Raw genomic sequence first — 21,077 nt, 5'->3', positions numbered from 1 at the left:
CACACCTCCAGTGTCAGCACACCCGGTCGATACCGTCACCGCCGCCGCCGCGAACCCCGAAGTCGCGCAGCCTTACAAGGAGCTCGGCCTCAAGGACGACGAGTACGCCCGTATCAAGGAGATCCTGGGCCGGCGCCCCACCGAGGCCGAGCTGGCGATGTACTCGGTGATGTGGAGTGAGCACTGCTCGTACAAGTCTTCCAAGGTGCACCTGAAGTACTTCGGTGAGACCACCACCGACGAGATGCGTTCCTCGATGCTCGCCGGTATCGGGGAGAACGCCGGCGTGGTCGATATCGGTGACGGCTGGGCCGTCACCTTCAAGGTCGAAAGCCACAACCATCCGTCCTACGTCGAGCCCTACCAGGGTGCGGCCACCGGTGTCGGCGGCATCGTCCGCGACATCATGGCCATGGGCGCGCGGCCCATTGCCGTCATGGACCAGCTGCGTTTCGGTGCGGCGGATGCCCCCGACACGCGGCGCGTGGTCGACGGTGTGGTGCGCGGTGTCGGTGGCTACGGCAACTCGCTCGGGCTGCCCAACGTGGGCGGCGAAACCGTGTTCGACGAGTCGTACGCCGGAAATCCTCTGGTCAACGCCCTGTGTGCTGGTGCCATGCGCGTCGAGGATCTGCATCTCGCCTTCGCCTCGGGTGCCGGTAACAAGATCATTCTGTTCGGTGCCCGCACCGGACTCGACGGCATCGGCGGCGTGTCCGTGCTTGCGTCGGAGACGTTCGACGGCGACGAGAGCGGGGACGAAGCCGCCGGCGGAGCATCGAAGAGCAGAAAGAAGCTCCCGGCGGTGCAGGTGGGCGATCCGTTCACCGAGAAGGTGCTCATCGAGTGCTGTCTCGAGCTGTATGCCGCCAAGCTCGTGGTCGGTATCCAGGACCTCGGTGGTGCCGGACTGTCCTGCGCCACGTCCGAGTTGGCCGCGGCGGGCGACGGTGGCATGCACATCGACCTCGAGCAAGTCCCGATGCGCGCGACGGGCATGACGGCGGCGGAGGTGCTGTCCAGCGAGTCGCAGGAACGTATGTGTGCCGTCGTGACTCCCGAGAACGTGGATGCGTTCATGGCCGTGTGCAAGAAGTGGGACGTTCTCGCGACGGTGATCGGCGAGGTCACCGACGGTGACCGTCTCACCATTTCCTGGCACGGCGAAACCGTCGTCGACGTGCCGCCGCGCACCGTCGCCCACGAGGGCCCTGTCTACGAGCGTCCGGTGCAGCGGCCCGCGAGCCAGGATGCGCTGGTCGCGAACACCACGGCGGGGCTGAAGCGGCCCGAGTCCGCCGAGGAGCTGAAGGCGACGCTGCTGAAGATGATCGCGTCGCCGGCGCTGTGCAGCCGGAAGTGGATCACCGAGCAGTACGACCGTTACGTCCGCGGCAACACGGTACTGGCCGAAAATGCCGATTCGGGTGTCATCCGGATCGACGAGGAGACGGGCCGCGGCATCGCCCTGGCCACCGATGCGTCCGGTCGCTACACCGCACTCGACCCGTACACCGGAGCGCAGCTGGCACTCGCCGAGGCGTTCCGCAACGTTGCCGTCACCGGAGCCACCCCGAAGGCCGTCAGCAACTGCCTCAATTTCGGATCCCCGGAAGACCCGGGCGTGATGTGGCAGTTCCAGCAGGCCGTGCGCGGTCTGGCCGATGGCTGCGCCAAGCTGGGCATTCCCGTCACCGGTGGCAACGTGAGCTTCTACAACCAGACCGGTTCCACGCCGATCCTGCCCACCCCGGTGGTCGCAGTGCTCGGCGTCATCGACGACGTGCACCGGCGCATCCCCACGGGCCTCGGTCTCGAACCCGGTGAAACGCTGATCCTGCTCGGCGAGACGCGCGACGAATTCGACGGTTCGATCTGGTCGCAGGTCGAGCACGGACATCTCGGCGGCGTTCCCCCGCGGGTCGATCTCGACCGCGAGCAGCTTCTCGCCGACATCCTTCTGGCGTCGTCGCGTGACGGGCTGGTGTCTGCCGCACACGATCTGTCGGAAGGTGGCCTCGCGCAGGCTGTCGTCGAGGCCGCGCTCGCCGGTGAAACCGGTTGCCGCATCCTGCTTCCCGACGACGCCGATCCGTTCGTCACCTTGTTCTCCGAGTCGTCGGGCCGCGTGCTCGTCGCCGTCCCGCGTACGGAAGAAACTCGCTTTACCGGAATGTGCACGGCACGTAACCTCCCGTGGGTGCGCATCGGTGTGGTGGACGAAGGCTCCGACTCCGTGGAGATCCAGGGACAATTCTCGATCACCCTTGCCGAACTGCGGGCGACGTCAGAAGCGACCCTGCCGGCGTTGTTCGGGTGATGCGTGGTCGAATCGGGGGCGCTGGACAGGATTGACACCGAGCCGCGGGAACGCCCGCGGCTCGGTGGATCGATCCGTCTTCGCGACTCCCGGCTCGAAAGATTGTGGCGTCTACTGCGTCTCGACGTCACCGGCATCGCCTGTGCGACGCTGTTCTTCTGCTGGTCGCTCACGCCGTCGTTGCTGCCTCGCGACTGGCTGTTCCAGGGTCTGATCGGGGGGATCAACGCCGCGATCGGCTACGCGTTCGGTACGGCGCTCGGTTGGGCCGTGCGCCGGTACTTTTTGCGACGCAAGGCGTGGTGGCCGCTGCCGGAGTCACGGTCCACCACGATCACGGTATTCGTCACGGTCACCTCCGTGGTGGTGAGCCTGGTGATGCTCGGGTACTCGGCGGCGTGGCAGCGGGAGATCGCCGGCCTCATGGGCGCCGAGGGCACCTCGACCACGGGATACATCCGTACCGGTGGGCTCAGCTTGCTGGTCGGTGGGGCCATCGTCTCGGGGTGGCGGCTGCTGCGCGAGTTGGTGCGATGGATAGCGGGCCGTTTGATCCGGCGCTGGCACCTCGCCATTCCCACCGCCACGACAGCGGGCATCCTCATCGTCACGGTGTTGTTCCTGCTCCTCGTCGACGGGGTTCTGGTACGCGGCATCTATGCCGTCGCCAATCTCGGGTTCAGCCTGCAGAATTCGTCCACCCGGGACGGTGTCGTCCAGCCGGTCGACCCCGAAAAGTCGGGCAGCCCGGCGTCGTTCGCGCCGTGGGACACGCTCGGGTACGAGGGCCGCAACTTCGTCTCCCGGGGGCTGGACGCAGCCGGACTCACTGCAGCGAACGGCACACCGGCCGTAAACCCGATCCGTGTCTATGCCGGCCTCGAGACGGCCGAGGACGCGGAGGCCCGCATGGACATCGTCATCGACGAACTCGAGCGGACCGGGGCATTCCAGCGCGAGGTGCTGGTGATCATTCCGACCACGGGAACGGGATGGGTGAATCCCACTGCAGCGCAGGCTATCGAGCTCGTCCACAACGGAAACACCGCGTTGGTGGCCAGTCAGTATTCCTTCCTGCCGAGTTGGGTGTCCTTCCTCGCCGACCGAGACAAGGCCGCCGAGGCGGGAAGGCAACTCATCGGCCGGGTGCACGAACGTTGGCTCCAGGAGCCCGAGGCAACCCGTCCCAAATTGCTGGTCTACGGCGAGAGTCTCGGGACTCAGGCGGGGGAGGGTGCCTTCGACACGCTGACCGACATCCGGCAGACCGTCGACGGTGTGCTCTGGGTCGGCCCGCCCAATGCAAACCGCTTGTGGGGGCAGTTGATCGAGCGTCGTGACCCCGGCACCTCTGAGGTGGATCCGGAGTACTCCGCGGGTCTGGTGGTGCGATTCGCCGACGACGCCGCCGACATGGTCGACAACACCGGGGAGTGGCTCTCTCCCCGGATCCTCTACGTGCAACACGCATCCGATCCGGTGGTGTGGTGGTCGCCGGACCTCGCGTTCACCAGACCGGACTGGTTGAAGGAACCGCCGGGCGACGACCGCTCACCGTCGATGAAATGGTTTCCCTTCGTGACGTTCTGGCAGGTGTCGGCCGATCTCACCAACGCGGCCGGAGTTCCGGACGGGCACGGTCACAATTACGGGACGCTGGTGCTCGACGGGTGGGTCACCGTTGCTCAGCCCGAGGGATGGACACCGCTCGACACCATGCGGGTCCGGACGGCCCTCGACATGCTTGCCGGTAGCGAGGGTCCCGAGAAGTGAGCAGATCGTCGTCCGTGTTGGTGGCAACGGCGGTCGTGGTGTGGAACAACGGGATACTTCCGCGGTGCGGGTGGGGGCCGTACGGGCGCGCGGTCGCCGGCGCCGCAACGGCGCTGACAGCGGTGGGAGTGGCGAGCGCCGCCGGGTACAGCCGGAACGAACTAGGGCTGTCCCCTTCCGCAGTGCCTGCGGGCCTGCGATACGGCGCGGCGGCCGCGCTGATCCCGGTGGTCGTCGGTGTTACGGCCGTAGTGGCGCAGCCGTGGCGAAGTGGGGTACGGCTCGCGGCGCATTCCGCGGACTTCTACGGCTGGGTCGGTTTTCGGATTCCCGTGGGCACGGTGGTCGCCGAGGAACTGCTGTTCCGCAGCGTCCTGAGCGCCGTCCTGCAACGGGTGTGGTCACCGCGGACCGCGCGTGCGTTGCATGCGATGACGTTCGGACTCTGGCACGTTCGGGCCGCCCGACTCGCGCACGAAAATGTCCTCGGCACGGTGATCGTCACCGCCGCATCGGGGGTGTTGTTCGAAGAGCTGAGGCGCCGGAGCGGCAGCGTCGTAGCGCCCGCACTGCTGCACCTTTCGGTCAACGTCGCCGGCGCGGTCGCCGCCGGGCCGCGGAACCCGGACCAGTAGATTGAAGGCATGCCGCGTCGAGCCGTGAACCCAGCCGAGATGAGGGCGGCCGTCCTGGAAATCGGCCCGTGGTTACGCGGGGACACCGTCGAGAAGCCGTCCCGGACCGTCCTCGCTGCGGCGGTCCGGCTCAGCGCCCGAACTCTCGAGCAGGTGGCCCCCGGATCGAGTGTCGAGGTGAGGGTTCCCCCGTTCGTGGCGGTGCAGTGCATCGAGGGCCCGCGCCACACGAGGGGCACACCACCCAACGTGGTGGAAACCGACCCGCGGACGTGGTTGCTCCTCGTGACGGGCCTGATCGACTTCGATGAGGCGACTCAGGGCGGCGGGGTCACCGTGTCGGGGGCCCGCGCCGGGGAGATCGCCCACTGGTTGCCGCTGCTGCGGGTGTAGTCAGCCCAGCCACAACGAACGGGTGCGCGGCAGCCCGCTCGACCCGTCGTCGGACGGACGAACGGCGAGCACCTGATGAATCGTCAGCCGGTCCTTCTCCTCGAAGCCCAGCGCGCTGGCGGCGAGATAGAGCAGCCAGGTACGGGCGCGTTCACCGCCGACGAGACGAACCGCGTCGTCCCAGGAGTCGCGTAACCGGTCGACCCAGGCGCGCAGAGTGAGCGCGTAGTGCTCGCGCAGCGCCTCGGTGTCGCGGACTTCGAGTCCGGCGCGTTCGAATGCGTCCACCGTTCTGCTCAACGGCAGCACCTCCCCGTCGGGGAAGATGTAGTTGTCGATCAGGCCGTTGCCGTTGCCGCCCTCGCGTGCGACGACCGACGCGATGGCATGGTTGAGGAGGCGTCCTTCCGGCTTCAGGAGGCCGAACAGCTTCGCGGCGTATCCGGGCAGGGCCGACGCGCCCACGTGTTCCGACATACCGATGCTGGAGATGGCGTCGTAGGGCCCGTCGGCGACGTCGCGATAGTCCTGCACCCGAATCTCGATCCGGTCGGTCAGTCCCGCCTCCTCCACCCGCGCCCGCGCCCATTGGCACTGCTCACGGCTCAGCGTGATCCCGACGACGGACACGTCGTACTTCTCGGCGGCATGGAGCGCCATCGACCCCCAGCCGCAACCGATGTCCAGCAGTCGCATGCCCGGTCCGAGTCCGAGCTTGCGGCAGATCAGATCCAGTTTGTCGATCTGCGCGTCGTCGAGCGTTCCGCTGTCGCCGGAACTCTTCGGTTGCCGGTCCCAGTATCCGCACGAATACACCATCGTCGGGCCCAAGAAGAGCCGGTAGAAATCGTTGCCCACGTCGTAGTGGTGGGAGACGGATGATGCGTCGCGCGCCTTGGTGTGCTTGGCGCCGCGGCGTCGCGACACCTCCACGGACGGCGGCCGCGGTGGCAGGCCGGGACCGGCGAGACGGAGGAACGTGGCCAGTGACCGCAGGACGATGCGCCGATCCGGCCTGCGGAGGCTCAATTTACCCAGCCGGTCGACGAGTTGGGGGAGGGTCAGCAACCGGAAGATGTCGCCGTCGATCTCGAGGTCGCCGGACACGTAGGCCCGCACGAACCCCAGCTCGTTCGGCGACCACAGCACTCGGCGGATCGCCCGGCGGTTCCGGAACACGACGGTGAGGTCCGCATCGGCCCCCGCCTCGGAGCCGTCCCAGCATCGGACGCGCACCGGAAGTGGTATTCCGATGACGCCCTCGAAGGCGTCGAGGAGGCGTGTGGCCGCGGTCGGAGCCGTGGTGCGGACAGTCAACGGAAGACCCCACTCTGTCGATCCGAGCTTTCGATCGGTATCGAAACTAACCGATGTCGGCCCGTCCGTCCCGGATCTGCACACACGCATAGGGCACCGTGGCCGAGCCGACCGCCGACGGCACGTAGACTGTGGGTGCCCCTCACACGCCCATCCCCAGGGAGCACCCCGGTGACCAGAGCCGATCTGTCGGTCAACAGTCCTAATCTCCTCTCTTCGAACCCGTCCGACGAGGACGAGAACGAACCCCGCGAAGAATGCGGCGTCTTCGGCGTCTGGGCGCCGGGAGAGGATGTGGCGAAACTCACGTACTACGGGCTCTATGCTCTGCAGCACCGTGGACAGGAAGCGGCAGGCATTGCCGTCGCGGACGGCTCCCAGGTGCTGGTGTTCAAAGACCTCGGTCTGGTCAGTCAGGTGTTCGACGAGCAGACGTTGGCCGCCATGCCCGGGCACGTCGCCGTAGGGCACTGCCGGTACTCGACCACGGGATCGACCACGTGGGAGAACGCCCAGCCGATCTTCCGGACCACCGCCGCGGGCAGCGGCATCGCTCTCGGACACAACGGCAACCTGGTGAACACGGCGGAGTTGGCCGGACGGGCGCGGGAAGCCGGGCTGGTCAACGACAAGCGCCCTGGCGGCGCCACCTCCGATTCGGATGTCGTCGGTGCGCTCCTCGCGCATGCCGCCACGGACAGCACCATCGAGCAGGCGGCCATGAAGCTGCTGCCGACGCTGCGCGGCGCGTTCTGTCTCACCTTCATGGACGAGCACACTCTCTACGCGGCCCGAGACCCGCACGGCATCCGCCCACTCTGTCTCGGCCGCCTGGACCGCGGCTGGGTGGTCGCCAGCGAGACCGCCGCCCTCGACATCGTCGGTGCATCCTTCGTCCGCGACATCGAGCCCGGTGAACTCCTCGCCATCGATGCCGACGGAGTCCGCTCCTCCCGCTTCGCGAACCCCGAGCCCAAGGGCTGCGTGTTCGAGTACGTGTACCTGGCGCGCCCGGACAGCGTGATCGCCGGCCGTTCGGTGCACTCCACCCGCGTCGAGATCGGCCGTCGACTCGCCACCGAGCATCCGGCCGACGGCGACCTCGTGATTCCGGTTCCGGAGTCGGGCACCCCCGCCGCGGTCGGGTACGCGCAGGGGTCGGGAATTCCGTACGGCCAGGGGTTGATGAAGAACGCCTACGTGGGCCGTACATTCATCCAGCCGTCCCAGACCATTCGTCAGCTCGGTATCCGGCTCAAACTCAACCCGCTCAAGGAAGTCATCCGAGGTAAACGTCTCGTCGTGGTGGACGACTCCATCGTCCGCGGCAACACGCAGCGTGCACTCATCCGTATGCTGCGGGAGGCGGGTGCTCTCGAAATCCACGTCCGGATCGCCTCACCGCCGGTCAAATGGCCCTGCTTCTACGGCATCGACTTCGCCTCGCCCGCCGAGCTGATCGCCAACGGCGCCGGTGGCGGAGCCGAGCCCGGAAGCTTCGACGAGATGCTTGAAGGCGTCCGCCGATCCATCGGCGCCGACACCCTCGGCTATATCTCCACCGACGGGATGATCGCGGCCACCGAGCAGCCCGCCACGCGGCTGTGCACGGCGTGCTTCACCGGCGCCTATCCCATCGCACTTCCGACGGAAACGTCGATAGGCAAGAACGTCCTCGAAGGAATGCTCGAGAGCGCGGCAGGCGGTCCCGCCACCCGGGACAACGACAACGCGCACGCGCTCAGCCGACCCTAGGCCAGTACATCGGGTCGGCCGTCGAATGTGCTCCGGTACCGTAAGGGCGCAATCACAGCACTCGATTGCCCGACCGACACCACTTTGACGAGCAACAGAAGGCTGGAGTAACAACCACATGACCGAGGATCCGACAAGTCGCCCTGGAGCGTCCTACGCCGCCGCGGGAGTCGACATCGCCGCAGGCGATCGGGCGGTGGAACTCTTCGCGCCCCTGGCCAAGAAGGCCAGCCGTCCCGAGGTTCTCGGGGGTCTGGGTGGATTCGCGGGTCTGTTCGCGCTCAAGGGTGATTACAAGGAGCCGCTGCTCGCGGCCTCCACGGACGGTGTCGGCACCAAGCTCGCCGTCGCCCAGGCGCTCGACAAGCACGACACGGTCGGACTCGACCTGGTCGCGATGGTCGTCGACGATCTCGTGGTGTGCGGCGCCGAGCCGCTGTTCCTCCAGGACTACATCGCTGTCGGACGGGTCGTCCCCGAGCGGGTCGCCGAGCTGGTCAGCGGCATCGCCGAGGGCTGCATCCAGGCCGGCTGCGCGCTGCTGGGCGGCGAGACGGCAGAGCACCCCGGCGTGATGGCCGACGGTGACTACGACCTGTCGGCGACCGGCATCGGCGTAGTCGAGGCCGACCAGGTCCTCGGTCCCGACCGGGTCCGGCCCGGCGACGTCGTGATCGCCATGGGCTCCTCCGGTCTGCATTCCAATGGTTACTCGCTCGCTCGCAAGGTGCTGCTCGAGATCGACCACATGAGCTTGACGGCCCACGTCGACGAGTTCGGCCGCACGCTGGGCGAAGAAATGCTCGAGCCCACGAAGATCTACGCAAAGGACTGCCTGGCCCTCGCCGCCGAGACCGACGTGCGCACGTTCTGTCACGTCACCGGCGGGGGACTTGCCAACAACCTGGCCCGGGTCATGCCCAAGGGGCTCGTCGCCGAACTCGATCGCGGAACCTGGAGCCCCGCTCCCATCTTCGCGATGATCGCGCAGCGCGGTCGCGTCGAGCGCAGTGAGATGGAACAGACGTTCAACATGGGCGTCGGCATGGTTGCCATCGTGGCTCCCGAAGACGTCGATCGTGCGCTGGCCGTCCTGACGGCACGGCACATCGACTGCTGGACGTTGGGCAGCATCAAGAAGTCGCACGACGCCTCGGAGCTGCGGGCTCAGCTCGCCGGGGACCACCCGCGATTCTGACGACGATCTGACAAAGCCGGACGGGGCGAGCTAGCGGCCCTGTCCGGCTGAAGATGTGGAAATGAGGGGGAGCCGGACTCGGCTCCCCCTCATTTCGTTGTCGCTACTATCAGCGCCGCCAGTCGTCATCGTCCTCCAAGGAGTACCCCTCCCTGTCGGCACGCTGGTCAGCAAAGACCTCGTCCCGATGCGAGTTGGACGACCCACCTGAGAGCTCTCGTTGCAGGCTGTCAAAATCCGTGGTCGGTACGCTGTACTTCAACTCGCGTGCAACCTTGGTCTGCTTTGCCTTAGCCCGGCCGCGGCCCATGGCTGACCCCCTCGCGCTTTCGCGGGGCGGCCTGGGGAATTTGGCGGCCCCGTTTGAGTGTGTAAGTTCCTGCCCACACTCTAGCGTGGAAAAGTCGCTCGCGCTTCCATCCACCGCCTGTCGTGGTGTCTGTTGTGTCTCACCCAGTGCGCGAGCAGCCAGAATGCCGAAATTATTCGGCTCAGAACACTCCGGGAATCGCGCGGACCGTTCCCACCCGGACGCCGCCACCGAGCACGGGCTGCGAGGCGAGGGCGGCGAGGTCCTCCGTCCACTCCGCGCCCATCCGGTGCAGCAGGGCTGCGGCCAGCGGCAGGCGGGCCCGCTCGTGGCCGTCCTCGATTTTGAGCGCGAACGCCGAACCGTCCGGCAGTGCTCCGGCGTAGACGCCCTCGGCGCCTGCCTTCGACACCAGGCCGGGCACCACCGGCATCAGCCGGGCGTCGTCCTTTCCGGTGCCCGAGATCAGATAGGGGTGCTCCCGGATGGCATTGGCGACGGCGCGCTCCGGTGAATCGGGCTCGGCCGTGACGAGTCGCGCGAATGCCCGCGCCAGATGCGTCAACGACAGCGGGACGATCGGGAGGCCGCAACCGTCGATACCCAACTCCGCGTCGACGTCACCGCTGATCGACCCTAGGGTCTCGACCACCGCGAGTTGCAACGGGTGCGTCGGCTCGAGGTAGCTGTCCAGCGGCCAGTCGTTGGCCAGGCAGGTGGCGAGCATCGCGGCATGCTTGCCCGAGCAGTTCATGTAGATCGGCCGGGGAAGCTCTCCGGCCGCCAGCAGTTCGGCGCGGGCGAGTTCGTTGGACGGGAGGTCCGCGGGACAGCGGAGCTGATCCTCGTCGAGTCCGTGGCGGAGAAGTAGTTCCTCGACCAGCTCGACGTGGTCCGATTCCCCTTCGTGCGAGGCGGTCGCAATCGCGAGTTCCTCCGCACTCGTCGGCGCGAAGCCGCTTCTGAGGAGGGTCACCGTCTGCCAGGGTTTGTTGGACGAGCGCGGGTAGATCGGCGTGTGCACCTCGCCGACCGCGACGGCAGTGTCGCCGTCCGGACCTAGGATCACCGCGGATCCTCGATGGACGCACTCGCGGAAACCCGATCGAACCACCTCGACGAGTTCGATGCTCACGTCGTCACCCTGTCCTCCGGCTCGGCGATGCCCGCTCGCTCGACGATGCGCCGGGCCATCTGGGCGGCGGCCGGCGAGAGATCCACCTGCTGCGCAAGGAGGGCGGCGCAGCGCTCGGCGTCGCGGCCGGTGAAGAGATCACGCACGGTGACACCGTGCGCGGGTACATGGTGGCGGTGCACGGTGTCACCGGCACTGATCGACCCTTCCGTCACCACCCGCAGGTAGGCCCCCGTGTCCCCGCGCTGAGTGAAGCGCTTGACCCAGTGCTCCTCGCCTGCCCACACCGCAAAGGTGCGGCAGGGCGTCCGGGGGCTGTCGACTTCCAGCTCGGTGGTGCCGATCCGCCAACGCTCCCCGATCACCGCGTCGCTCGTCGGAACGCCGCGTACCCGCAGATTTTCGCCGAACCAGCCCGGTGGTAACTCGCGGCCGAGGTCCGCCTCCCACCGCCGCGCCTCGTCTTCCTGATACGCGTACACGGCTTTGAACGGGCCGCCGTGGTACTTGGTGTCGCAGACGTAGTCGCCTGCCAGCCCGGTTGCCGTCACCCGTATCGGACCGTCCACGGGACGCTTGTCGATAGCCGTCCGTTTCACGCGTCGGACACCACTGTCCCGCTCGGCGTGCAGGACGCAGACGGCCAGCACCTCGCCGGCCGCCCCGGCGCCTGCGCTCACCGTCCGCGCAGCCGCTCGACGGCGGCCCGGCCGGCCTGCACGGTCTCCTCGGTGGGAACGGAGTCGGGATCGATGGAGGCGGCGCACGGTCCCGTGACCAACTCGGTGTCGATGGGAATGGAGCGTTTGATCAGGGCGAGGGCGATGGGACCGAATTCGTGATGGTCGATCACCGTGCCCACACGGCCCACTGTGCGGCCGCCTGCGGTGACAGGATCACCGGTTTCCGGGCGACCTTCTGCGCTCCCGTCGAGGTGCAGCAGCACGAGGTGTCGGGGCGGCTTGCCGAGATTGTGAACACGGGCCACCGTCTCCTGCCCGCGGTAGCAGCCCTTCTCCAGGTGGACGGCCCCGTGCTCGGCAGGACCGCCGATCCACCGGACCTCGTGCGGGATGGTGCGTTCGTCGGTGTCGAGTCCGAGGCGGGGTCGCAGGGCGGCGACCCGGAGCGCCTCGAAGGCCCACGTTCCGGCTGGTGCGGCTCCTGCCGCGGTGAGTCGTGCCCACCAGTCGGTCAGCTGCTCGCGTGGCACCAGCAGGTCGAACGAGGAGTCGGTAGGCCATGGCATGCGGCGAACGAATCCGCCGCCCGCCAGCGCGGCGGCGGCGTAAGGCTCGGTGGGTGCGGCGGCTCCGGCTCCTTCGAGTGCGGCGGGAGCGTCCGGTCCGATCACGGTCAGGACCGCCAGCTCGTTCCCGTCGCGGGGCTCAGCCTTGGCCCAGAACACCATCTTGGTGAGGAACGAGAGGAGGTCGGGTCCGCGACCGGTCTCGGTGTCGATCCAGGTGACGCCGGCGAGGTCGGTCTGCACGAAGTGGTGTTCGACGCGGCCGTTGACGTCGAGGCTGAGGTTCTCCGCGCCCTCACCGTCGGCGAGGGCGGCGATGTGCTGGCTGGAGATGGTGTGCAGCCAGGTCAGTCGTTCGGCACCCGCGACAGCGAGGACGAAACGGTGGGACCGATCGATGACCACGGCGGAACGCTCGGCGCTGCGCTGTTCCCCGAGGGGGTCGCCGTGGTGCCATGCGACCCCGGCGTCCGGCGAGTCGTCGGGCGCCCGGACAGCGCCCGGGGCCGTGAGAAGTGGACTGGGTGAAACGGGCAGTTTGTCGACCACGAACCCAGTCTAGGGACCACGGAGGGCGTGCGGCGGCAGGCAGGGTGGATAGGCTGGCTCCATGTCTGATGCAGTGCTGGTGACGCTGGACCATGAGGTACGCGATCCGAACGCCCCGCTTCTGTACGCGGACGATCTGGCGGTGGTGCGCGGCGACGGTGTCTTCGAGACACTGCTCGTGCGCGGCGGCCGGGCGCTCAAGGTGGAACCGCATCTGTCCCGCCTCGTGACGTCCGCCCGGGCCCTCGCCCTGCCGATGCTGGATCTCGACGAGTGGCGCCTCGCGATCGAACTTGCCGTGGAACAGTGGGGCTCAGAACGCGAGGGTGCGATGCGTCTGGTGCTCAGCCGAGGGAGGGAATCTGGGGGTGACCCGACGGCGTTCGTCACGATCGGTGCGGTGTCCGATCGCATTCTCGACGCTCGTCGCGACGGCGTGTCGGTTCTCACACTGGCGCGTGGGTACTCCGTGGACCTGTCGGCGAGTGCGCCGTGGCAGCTACTCGGGGCCAAGACCTTGTCATATGCGACCAACATGGCGGCTCTGCGCTACGCGGCGACGTTGGGCGCCGACGATGTGATCTTCGTCAGTAGTGAAGGCAATGTGTTGGAAGGGCCACGTTCCACGGTCGTCATCGCCCGGGAGAAAACGCTCCTCACCCCGCCGCCGGAGCACGGCATCCTGCCGGGGACTACGCAGCAGGCGCTGTACGACGTGGCGTCCAAAAGAGGCTTCCGCTGTGAGTATGCTGCACTGCGTCCTGCGGATCTCATTACTGCAGAAGGTGTTTGGCTGATCTCCAGCGTCACCATGGCGGCTCGGGTGCGCAAGATCGACGGACTGGTGCTTCCGGAGCCCCCTCTCGCTGACGAGATCGTGAAGCTGGTGGACCTTGCGGTCGAGACCGCGGGCTCGGAGTCTGCCGAGGCTTGACAGGCCTACTACATTCGGTAGTAGCTAGGTCCCGTCGGGGAAGTCGTGCGAGGGAAGCGTCTCGCAAAAAGGACTGCCTCGACAGGATCACGCGCACAGGGATCGAGCGGATGCCCACGCCTCGACCCCGAAGCCTGTCCTAGGGCCCAGTTTCGGAGTAGCCATGGATACCCTGGATGTCTCTCGGTGGCAGTTCGGCATCACCACCGTTTATCACTTCATTCTCGTCCCGCTGACGATCGGGCTCGCGCCTCTGATCGCTGCAATGCAGACGATGTGGGTGGTCACCGGTAAGGCCCACTGGTATCGGCTCACCAAATTCTTCGGCAAGCTCTTTCTGATCAACTTCGCGCTCGGGGTCGCGACCGGCATTGTGCAGGAATTCCAGTTCGGCATGAACTGGAGCGAGTACTCGCGCTTCGTGGGAGACGTGTTCGGCGCCCCGTTGGCGCTCGAGGGGCTCGTCGCATTCTTCCTCGAGTCGACCTTCCTGGGGCTGTGGATCTTCGGCTGGGGCCGGCTGCCGAAGCTCGTCCACCTGGCGACCATCTGGCTGGTCGCGGTCGGGGTGAATGCGTCCGCGTATTTCATCATCGCGGCCAACTCATTCATGCAGCATCCGGTCGGCGCCACGTACAACCCCGACACCGGTCGCGCCGAACTCACCAGCATCTGGGCGCTGCTCACCAACAACACGGCGATGGCAGCTTTCCCGCATGCGGTGGCAGGGGCGTTCCTGACCGCCGGAACGTTCGTCGCGGGTATCTCCGGATGGTGGATGGTGCGCAACATGCGACGGGCGCGGACGGCCACCGCACCCGAGGCGGCGAAGCTCGAAGGTGACGCACGGACCATGTTCCGTCCGGCCGCGCGCCTGTCGCTCCTGGTGGTGATTGCCGCCGGTGTCGGACTCGTCTACACCGGCGACGTGCAGGGCAAGCTGATGTTCGAGCAGCAACCCATGAAGATGGCGTCGGCAGAATCGTTGTGTCACACCGCAACCGACCCCGACTTTTCCATTCTCACGGTCGGCACCCACAACAACTGCGACGGTGTGAAGCATGTGCTCGAGGTGCCGTTCGTCCTGTCCTATCTCGCCGAGGGCGAGTTCACCGGGGTGACGTTGCAGGGCGTCGAGGATTTGCAGGCCCAGTACGAGGAACAGTTCGGTCCGGGCAACTATCGCCCCAACCTATTCGTCACCTACTGGTCGTTCCGCGCGATGATCGGTCTGGCCGCCGGGTCCGCTCTGCTTGCGGTGGCCGGGTTGTGGCTCACCCGCGGCAACCGTGTCCCCGACCAGAAGTGGTTCTCGTGGCTCAGCATCGCCGCGATCCCGACACCCTTCCTCGCCAACAGCGCCGGCTGGATCTTCACCGAGATGGGCCGCCAACCCTGGGTGGTCGCGCCCAATCCCACCGGGGTGGACATGATCCGGCTGACGGTCGACCAGGGCGTGTCGCATCACTCGGTGTGGACGGTGTGGTTCTCGCTGATCACCTTCACGCTCCTGTACGGCGCACTGGGTGTGGTGTGGTTCATGCTGATTCGTCGTTACGCCGTCGAGGGGCCACTCGAGCACGATGCCCATCCGCCGGGTGACGACGACGAGGAACCCGAAGAGCCGGGCACGCCGAAGCAACTCTCGTTCGCCTACTAGGAGAGATGGTCATGGGACTGGTAGAAGTGTGGTTCATCCTGATCGCGGTGCTCTTCACCGGCTACTTCGTGCTGGAGGGGTTCGACTTCGGCGTCGGGATGCTGATGCCGGTGCTCGGCAGGCGCAAGGATGCCGACGGCGACACTCGCCGGCGAGTCGTCCTCAACACCATCGGTCCTGTCTGGGACGGCAACGAGGTGTGGCTCATCACGGCGGGCGGCGCCTTGTTCGCAGCGTTCCCCGAGTGGTACGCCACGTTATTCTCCGGTTTCTACCTGCCGCTCCTGCTCATTCTGGTGGCCCTCATCGTGCGGATCTGTGCCATCGAGTACCGCGGCAAGATCGACGACGACACCTGGCGCCGGCGTTGCGACTGGGGCATCGTTTTCGGGTCGTGGGTCCCCGCGGTGCTGTGGGGTGTGGCCTTCGCGAACATCGTGCGGGGAGTGGACATCAATGCCGAGAAGGTGGTCACCTCCAGTCTTCTCGATCTGCTCAATCCCTACGCGCTGCTCGGTGGTCTGACCACGGCGCTCCTGTTCGCATTGCACGGTGCCGTCTTCCTGGCGCTGAAGACCGCCGACGAGGTCCGCGTCGACGCTGTCGAACTGGCAGCGAAGCTGGCACTGCCCACAGTTCCGGTAGCCGGGGCGTTCGTTCTGTGGACGCAGTTGGCCCACGGCAAGGCGTGGACCTGGATCCTGGTGGCCGCGGCAGCCGCTGCTCTCGCCGGGGTGGTCGCGCTCACCCGGGCCGGACGTGAGGGCTGGGCATTCGCACTGACGTCGATCGCCGTCATCGCGAGCGTGGTGCTGCTGTTCGGTTCGCTGTTCCCCGACGTCATGCCGTCCACCCTCGACGCTGCGTACAGCCTGACTGTCGACAACGCGTCCTCGAGTCCGTACACGCTGACAGTGATGACCTGGGCGGCTGCCTTCCTCACTCCGGTGGTCCTCCTCTACCAAGGCTGGACGTACTGGGTGTTCCGGCAACGTATTTCGACCAAGCAGATCCCGCCGTCGATCGGTCTCCCACTCGGGCGCAGATGAGCGTCGACACAGGAAGCGAACTTCGTCTCCCCGGTGAGCGTCCCACCGGGAAGGCCGGTTCACGGCCGCCGATCGACCCCCGGCTGTGGCGCTACTCCGCCGCGGCTCGCGGCTATCTCGTCCTGACCGTCGGCCTGTCGGTCGTCAACGTCGCGATGGTCGTCATCTCGGCCCTGGCCCTCGGGCGGATACTCGCGGGAATCATCGTCGACGACGTCACCGACGTTCGCCGATGGACCACCGAACTGTCGGTTCTTCTGTTGGCGATGGGAGTTCGGGTCCTCGGCACCTGGTTGCAATCGAGGTTCGCCCATCGCGCAGCCAGTCGGGTGGTGGCAGAACTGAAGGGTGAAGTACTCGGTGTCGCCGCCCGGATTCGGCCCCGCGACCTCGACGTGCGTCGGGACGAGATCGCAACGGTACTGACGCGCGGGATCGACGGTCTGCTGCCCTACCTCACGGGGTATCTCCCCGCCCTGGTTCTGGCCGCCACGCTCACCCCGGCGACTCTGGCGGTCATCGTCTTTCAGGACCTGACGTCCGCGGCGATCATCTTCGTCACGTTGCCGTTGATCCCGATCTTCATGATCCTCATCGGGTTACTGACCCGAGGCAAGGCTGCTAAGACGCTGACCGCGATGACGGCGCTGTCGTCGCAGCTGCTCGACCTACTCGCCGGTCTGCCGACGCTCCGCGCGCTGGGGCGTGAGCACGGACCCGCCGCACGCGTGCGCGAACTCGGTGACGCACATCGCCGCACCGCGATGTCCGCCCTGCGGGTGGCGTTCCTCTCGTCCATGGTGCTCGAACTGCTTGCGACACTGTGCGTCGCGTTGGTCGCCGTCAGTATCGGTCTGCGTCTGGTATACGGCGAGATGAGCCTGGAGGCAGGAATTGTGGCGCTCATCCTCGCGCCCGAGGTGTATCTCCCACTGAGGATGGTCGGAACACGCTTTCATGCCGCGGAAGACGGAATGGCGGCCGCAGAACGGGCATTCGCGGTGATCGATACCGAACTGCCCGGCAACGGCGGCGGCATCGGCCGTATCGACGCACGAGGGGCGAGCATCGAGTTCGACGGCGTCAGTGTGCAGTCGCGCCGCGGGATGGCGCCGCATGCCTTGTCGGGAGTGCTCGAGCCTGCTCGGGTCACCGCGCTGACCGGACCGAACGGCTCCGGCAAGTCGACGGCCGTGCAGGTACTTCTGGCTCTCACGGACCCGGACGCAGGTGAGGTGCGGGTGGCCGGAACGCCTGTCCCGCAACTCGACCGGACCGCGTGGTGGGCGCAGGTGGCCTGGTTGCCGCAGCGTCCCGTCCTGGTACCCGGCACCCTCGAGGAGAACCTTCGGCTGATCGGCGACGTCGAGGATATTGAGGCAGCCTGCGCGGCAACCGGTTTCGATGCGGTTCTCGCCGAGCTTCCGGACGGGTGGTCCACCCGCGTCGGGGCAGGCGGAGCCGGCTTGTCGCTGGGCCAGCGTCAGCGGCTCGCGCTGACCCGTGTGCTCGCCACCCGCCGTCCGGTCCTGATCCTCGACGAACCGACAGCGCACCTCGACGACAGGTCGGAAGAAACCGTGCTTTACTCGCTGCGCAGACTCGCGGCGGCGGGAAAGACCGTCGTCGTCATCGCGCACCGGGCCAGTGTGCTGGCAGCCGCCGATTCTGTGATCGAGGTGCGTGCCGATGTCGAATGACCCGCTCCTGCGAGCTCTCCCGCTCCTCGAACTCGAGCCGAAGAGAATGCTGCGGGCCGTCGCCGCCGGCGTAGCCACCCTGGGAAGCGCGTTGGCACTCGCCGTGCTCTCGGCGTGGCTGATCACCAGAGCCTGGCAGATGCCGCCCGTCCTCGATCTGAGCGTCGCTGTGGTGGCGGTCCGTGCCCTCGGAATCTCCCGCGGCGTGTTCCGGTACCTCGAGCGGCTGGCCACCCACGACACCGCCCTCAGGGGAACGACGTCCGCCCGGAGTCGGCTGTATCAGCGGCTGGCCGCAGGCAATCCCGCAGCCGCGGCGGGATTGCGCCGCGGCGACCTCCTCGCTCGCACCGGGGCCGACGTGGACACTCTCGGCGATGTCGTCGTGCGTGCGCTGGTGCCGATCGCAGTCGCGATCGTCCTCTCGGTGGCCGCAGTGGGCATCCTTGCCGTCATCTCGCCCGCCGCGGCGCTGATCCTGGCGGTCTCGCTCGCCGTGTCCGGGATTGCGGCACCGGTGCTGTCCGCCCGCGCCGCGCTGATGTCCGAAAAAGACAGCGCAGCAGCGCGGGCACGCTTCAGCGAAGAGGCCGTCACGGCGCTCGATCACGCCGCTGAACTGACAGTGGCCGGTCGACTCGACCGCACCGTCGACGGTGCGATCGCTGCCGAGCGGGCCGCCGTTGCAGCGACCGACCGCGCCGCCGTGCCCGGCGCCTTCGCCGACGCCGCGACCCCGCTCGCGGTCGGGGCCAGCGTGATCGGTGCACTGCTGATCGGCATGAACCTGTACTCGTCGGGGACCATGAGCCCGATGGCCCTGGGCATCCTCGTCCTCATGCCGCTGTTGGCGTTCGAGGCGACCAGCACCCTTCCCGCGGCCGCTGTCGCGCTGACCCGGGCCAGGATCGCGTCACGTCGTATCCTCGCGCTGTTCGATGCCGCCACTTCGGACCCACATCCCGGAGACCGGGAACTGGACGGTCCCGTGCACCTGCGAACGACCGGTCTCCGATGCGGATGGCCCGGTGGTAGGACAACAGCGCCGATCGACCTGGACCTGCCGCCCAGCGCCCGGGTCGCGATCGTGGGCGGCAGCGGCTCCGGCAAGACCACGGCGCTGATGACACTGGCCGGACTGCTACCTCCGGTGTCGGGGGCGATCGACGTCAACGGCGCCGCACCGGCCGACATCCGGCCCGACTCCCTGCGACGCCGGATCGGATTCTTCGCCGAAGACGCGCACCTTTTCGACACATCCGTCCTCGAGAATTTGCGCGTCGCACGCGGCGATCTGCAGGAGGATGAGGCGCTCGACGTCCTGGAGTCCGTGGGGCTGAGGGAGTGGGTTTCGCAGTTGCCGCAGGGCCTGGCCACCACGCTCTCCGGCGGCGCCCGGGCGGTGTCGGGCGGGCAGCGTCGCAGGCTGCTGCTCGCCCGCGCCCTCCTCTCACCCGCCGACGTGCTGTTGCTCGACGAACCCACCGAACATCTCGACGCGGACAGCGGAGCGCAGCTGCTGCGGGATCTCCTCGCGCGGGACGCAAAGCTGGTGTCGGGGGAGCGCACCGTCGTCGTGGTCACTCATCAGCTGCCGGAGGATACCAGCGCTGACGTGGTGATTCGCGTCGAGAACGCGGAGAGCGAAAATACGTTGCCGACGATGTGAGGGCGGCGTACTTTCTTGAGTACACGAGGAAGGAGGTGGTCTGAAGTTGAATGACAAACGGACACGTGAGGTGGCTGCCAGCTAGCCGCTACCGCTGACGGAATTCACTGACCGCGCGAGCGGCGAGCGAATCCCAGGCAGCTACCCGGCCCCCGAGCCCCCGGTCTGGTCCAGATCGGGACCGGTGCACCCGCACCGGAAGGCTCGGGGGCCGTTCTACGCTCCGCGCCTGTGAGTACTTATTAACAATCCATTGTTAATAAGTACTCACAGGCGGTTATCCACAACCTCACATCCATCCACAGGCGAATTCCGATCGTCGGCTTTCGCCCATAGGTCTGTCGGTGACGCTGCGCACCGTTCGGACCATGACCACCGCGACATCCGACTACACACCCGAATTCCAGCGCGTTCTCGACTACCAGCACGGGATCATCACCACCAAGCAATTGCACTACTTGGGTCTTTCGACCCGCCAGATCCAGCATCGCGTCGAGTCGGGGCAGTGGCCGGCCGTGCTCCACGGCGTGTATGCGGTGACCAACGGACCACTCGACCGCTCCATGACTCTGTGGGCGGCCCTGCTGTTCGGTGGTCCGAGGGCTGTCCTCAGCCATCGCACGGCGGCCGAGGAGTGGGCGCTCGAATCCGTCGACGCCACTGCGCCCGTCCACGTGACCGTGCCCTACGGACTGTCGGCGGAGTCGCAGGCGCCTACGTACCGGCAGGCCGGTAGCCGGTCCGAACGGCTCGTCCCGAGAGAGGGCGATCTACTCCATCCCGGTGTCGTCGTGCATCGCTCCCGAGCACACACCCACATCACCGTGCCGACAGTGCCACCGCGGACATCGCGAGCGGACACCATCCTGGACCTCGCCGTTTCCGAACCATCGGCAGCAACTGGAGCCCGGGTAGTGGTGGCAGCAGCGACGACTGGCGGTGTTCCGGTGCACGATCTGCTCCGACGGATCGAGGAGCGGCCACCGCGCAGATATCGCCGTGCTTTGACCGCAGCACTCGTGTCGGTGTCGGATGGCGGTGTTCAATCGCTCCTCGAGCACCGTTACGCCGCAGACGTGGAGAAGGCGCACGGGCTACCGGCAGCGCGTCGACAGTCACCCATTCTCGTCGACGACCGCACCCTGTACGAAGACGTGGATTACTCGGACACCGGTATTCCGCTGATCGTGAGACTCGATGGATTGCGGTACCACTCGTCACGCGTGGTTGCTCTGCGCGACCGGCGCCGCGGCAACGCAGCGGAAATCGCCGGAAAACCGACGCTGGTGTACGGCTGGGAAGAAGTGACTCGGCGCCCGTGCGTCGTCGCCGCGGAGGTTCGAACGGTGCTCGAACGCGGCGGCTGGAGTGCCCCCAACCCGTGCCCGCACTGTGCGCACTTATCAACCGCGGAGTGTTAACAAGTACTCA

At 67.1% G+C, this 21,077-nt stretch carries 17 protein-coding genes; 12 read left to right on the top strand and 5 right to left on the bottom strand.

All coding sequences use genetic code 11. The features are described 5' to 3' along the window. Window positions 1-10: 10 nt before the first annotated feature. The 4 genes from purL to HYG77_RS10065 are packed head-to-tail and all read left to right on the top strand — an operon-like array spanning window position 11 to window position 5,121. Window positions 11-2,320: a phosphoribosylformylglycinamidine synthase subunit PurL gene (purL, locus tag HYG77_RS10080; RefSeq protein WP_208962571.1), complete on the top strand. Its 2,310-nt coding sequence runs from the start codon at window positions 11-13 to the stop codon at window positions 2,318-2,320. Between the two features lie 3 nt (window positions 2,321-2,323). Then, complete coding sequence (locus HYG77_RS10075) at window positions 2,324-4,093, top strand: alpha/beta hydrolase (protein WP_109327199.1); 1,770 nt, start codon at window positions 2,324-2,326, stop codon at window positions 4,091-4,093. Continuing rightward, window positions 4,090-4,728, top strand: a complete 639-nt coding sequence (locus HYG77_RS10070; RefSeq protein WP_208962570.1) for a CPBP family intramembrane glutamic endopeptidase — start codon at window positions 4,090-4,092, stop codon at window positions 4,726-4,728. The genes HYG77_RS10075 and HYG77_RS10070 overlap by 4 nt, the downstream gene beginning before the upstream one ends. A gap of 9 nt (window positions 4,729-4,737) precedes the next feature. Continuing rightward, on the top strand, window positions 4,738-5,121 hold the full coding sequence (locus tag HYG77_RS10065; protein ID WP_109327215.1) for a sterol carrier family protein: 384 nt from the start codon (window positions 4,738-4,740) through the stop codon (window positions 5,119-5,121). Here the strand turns inward: HYG77_RS10065 and HYG77_RS10060 are convergent, their stop codons facing one another. Beyond that, window positions 5,122-6,438, bottom strand: a complete 1,317-nt coding sequence (locus HYG77_RS10060) for a class I SAM-dependent methyltransferase (protein WP_208962569.1) — start codon at window positions 6,436-6,438, stop codon at window positions 5,122-5,124. A 171-nt stretch (window positions 6,439-6,609) separates the two neighbouring features. On the opposite strand from HYG77_RS10060, the gene purF reads away from it, so the two are divergent. Both purF and purM read left to right on the top strand, forming a co-directional pair. After that, window positions 6,610-8,193, top strand: a complete 1,584-nt coding sequence (purF, locus tag HYG77_RS10055; protein ID WP_208962568.1) for an amidophosphoribosyltransferase — start codon at window positions 6,610-6,612, stop codon at window positions 8,191-8,193. A gap of 118 nt (window positions 8,194-8,311) precedes the next feature. Beyond that, window positions 8,312-9,391 (top strand): phosphoribosylformylglycinamidine cyclo-ligase, encoded by a 1,080-nt coding sequence (gene purM / locus HYG77_RS10050; protein WP_109327226.1) that lies wholly within the window; start codon window positions 8,312-8,314, stop codon window positions 9,389-9,391. A gap of 109 nt (window positions 9,392-9,500) precedes the next feature. On the opposite strand, the gene HYG77_RS10045 is transcribed toward purM, so the two are convergent. The 4 genes from HYG77_RS10045 to HYG77_RS10030 form a co-directional block, all read right to left on the bottom strand. Further along, window positions 9,501-9,701 (bottom strand): DUF3073 domain-containing protein, encoded by a 201-nt coding sequence (locus HYG77_RS10045; RefSeq protein ID WP_109327228.1) that lies wholly within the window; start codon window positions 9,699-9,701, stop codon window positions 9,501-9,503. Between the two features lie 181 nt (window positions 9,702-9,882). After that, window positions 9,883-10,836, bottom strand: coding sequence for an asparaginase (locus HYG77_RS10040; protein ID WP_208962567.1), 954 nt, complete (start codon window positions 10,834-10,836; stop codon window positions 9,883-9,885). Then, window positions 10,833-11,516 carry an MOSC domain-containing protein gene (locus HYG77_RS10035; RefSeq protein WP_208962566.1) on the bottom strand — a complete coding sequence of 228 codons (684 nt, stop codon included), beginning with the start codon at window positions 11,514-11,516 and terminating at the stop codon, window positions 10,833-10,835. The genes HYG77_RS10040 and HYG77_RS10035 overlap by 4 nt, the downstream gene beginning before the upstream one ends. Then, complete coding sequence (locus tag HYG77_RS10030) at window positions 11,513-12,634, bottom strand: folate-binding protein YgfZ (RefSeq protein ID WP_208962565.1); 1,122 nt, start codon at window positions 12,632-12,634, stop codon at window positions 11,513-11,515. Before HYG77_RS10030 ends, HYG77_RS10035 begins: the two co-directional genes overlap by 4 nt. 61 nt (window positions 12,635-12,695) lie before the next feature. On the opposite strand from HYG77_RS10030, the gene HYG77_RS10025 reads away from it, so the two are divergent. The 6 genes from HYG77_RS10025 (at window position 12,696) to HYG77_RS10000 (ending at window position 21,067) form a co-directional block, all read left to right on the top strand. Next, on the top strand, window positions 12,696-13,568 hold the full coding sequence (locus tag HYG77_RS10025) for an aminodeoxychorismate lyase (protein WP_208962564.1): 873 nt from the start codon (window positions 12,696-12,698) through the stop codon (window positions 13,566-13,568). 163 nt (window positions 13,569-13,731) lie between these two features. Continuing rightward, window positions 13,732-15,228: a cytochrome ubiquinol oxidase subunit I gene (locus tag HYG77_RS10020; protein ID WP_109327233.1), complete on the top strand. Its 1,497-nt coding sequence runs from the start codon at window positions 13,732-13,734 to the stop codon at window positions 15,226-15,228. A gap of 11 nt (window positions 15,229-15,239) precedes the next feature. Then, a complete protein-coding gene (cydB, locus tag HYG77_RS10015) occupies window positions 15,240-16,277 on the top strand; it encodes a cytochrome d ubiquinol oxidase subunit II (RefSeq protein WP_109327234.1) in 1,038 nt (345 codons plus the stop codon). Then, on the top strand, window positions 16,274-17,977 hold the full coding sequence (gene cydD, locus HYG77_RS10010) for a thiol reductant ABC exporter subunit CydD (protein WP_208962563.1): 1,704 nt from the start codon (window positions 16,274-16,276) through the stop codon (window positions 17,975-17,977). Before cydB ends, cydD begins: the two co-directional genes overlap by 4 nt. Beyond that, entirely contained in the window at window positions 17,967-19,646 is a 1,680-nt protein-coding gene (cydC, locus tag HYG77_RS10005; protein ID WP_208962562.1) for a thiol reductant ABC exporter subunit CydC, read from the top strand. Before cydD ends, cydC begins: the two co-directional genes overlap by 11 nt. A gap of 368 nt (window positions 19,647-20,014) precedes the next feature. After that, window positions 20,015-21,067 carry a type IV toxin-antitoxin system AbiEi family antitoxin domain-containing protein gene (locus HYG77_RS10000; RefSeq protein ID WP_208962561.1) on the top strand — a complete coding sequence of 351 codons (1,053 nt, stop codon included), beginning with the start codon at window positions 20,015-20,017 and terminating at the stop codon, window positions 21,065-21,067. The last annotated feature ends 10 nt before the right edge of the window (window positions 21,068-21,077 follow it).

It is taken from the genome of Rhodococcus sp. ZPP (genome assembly GCF_017656075.1).
GTDB lineage: Bacteria > Actinomycetota > Actinomycetes > Mycobacteriales > Mycobacteriaceae > Rhodococcus_F > Rhodococcus_F oxybenzonivorans.
This window is presented reverse-complemented; position numbering and strand designations above follow the sequence as displayed.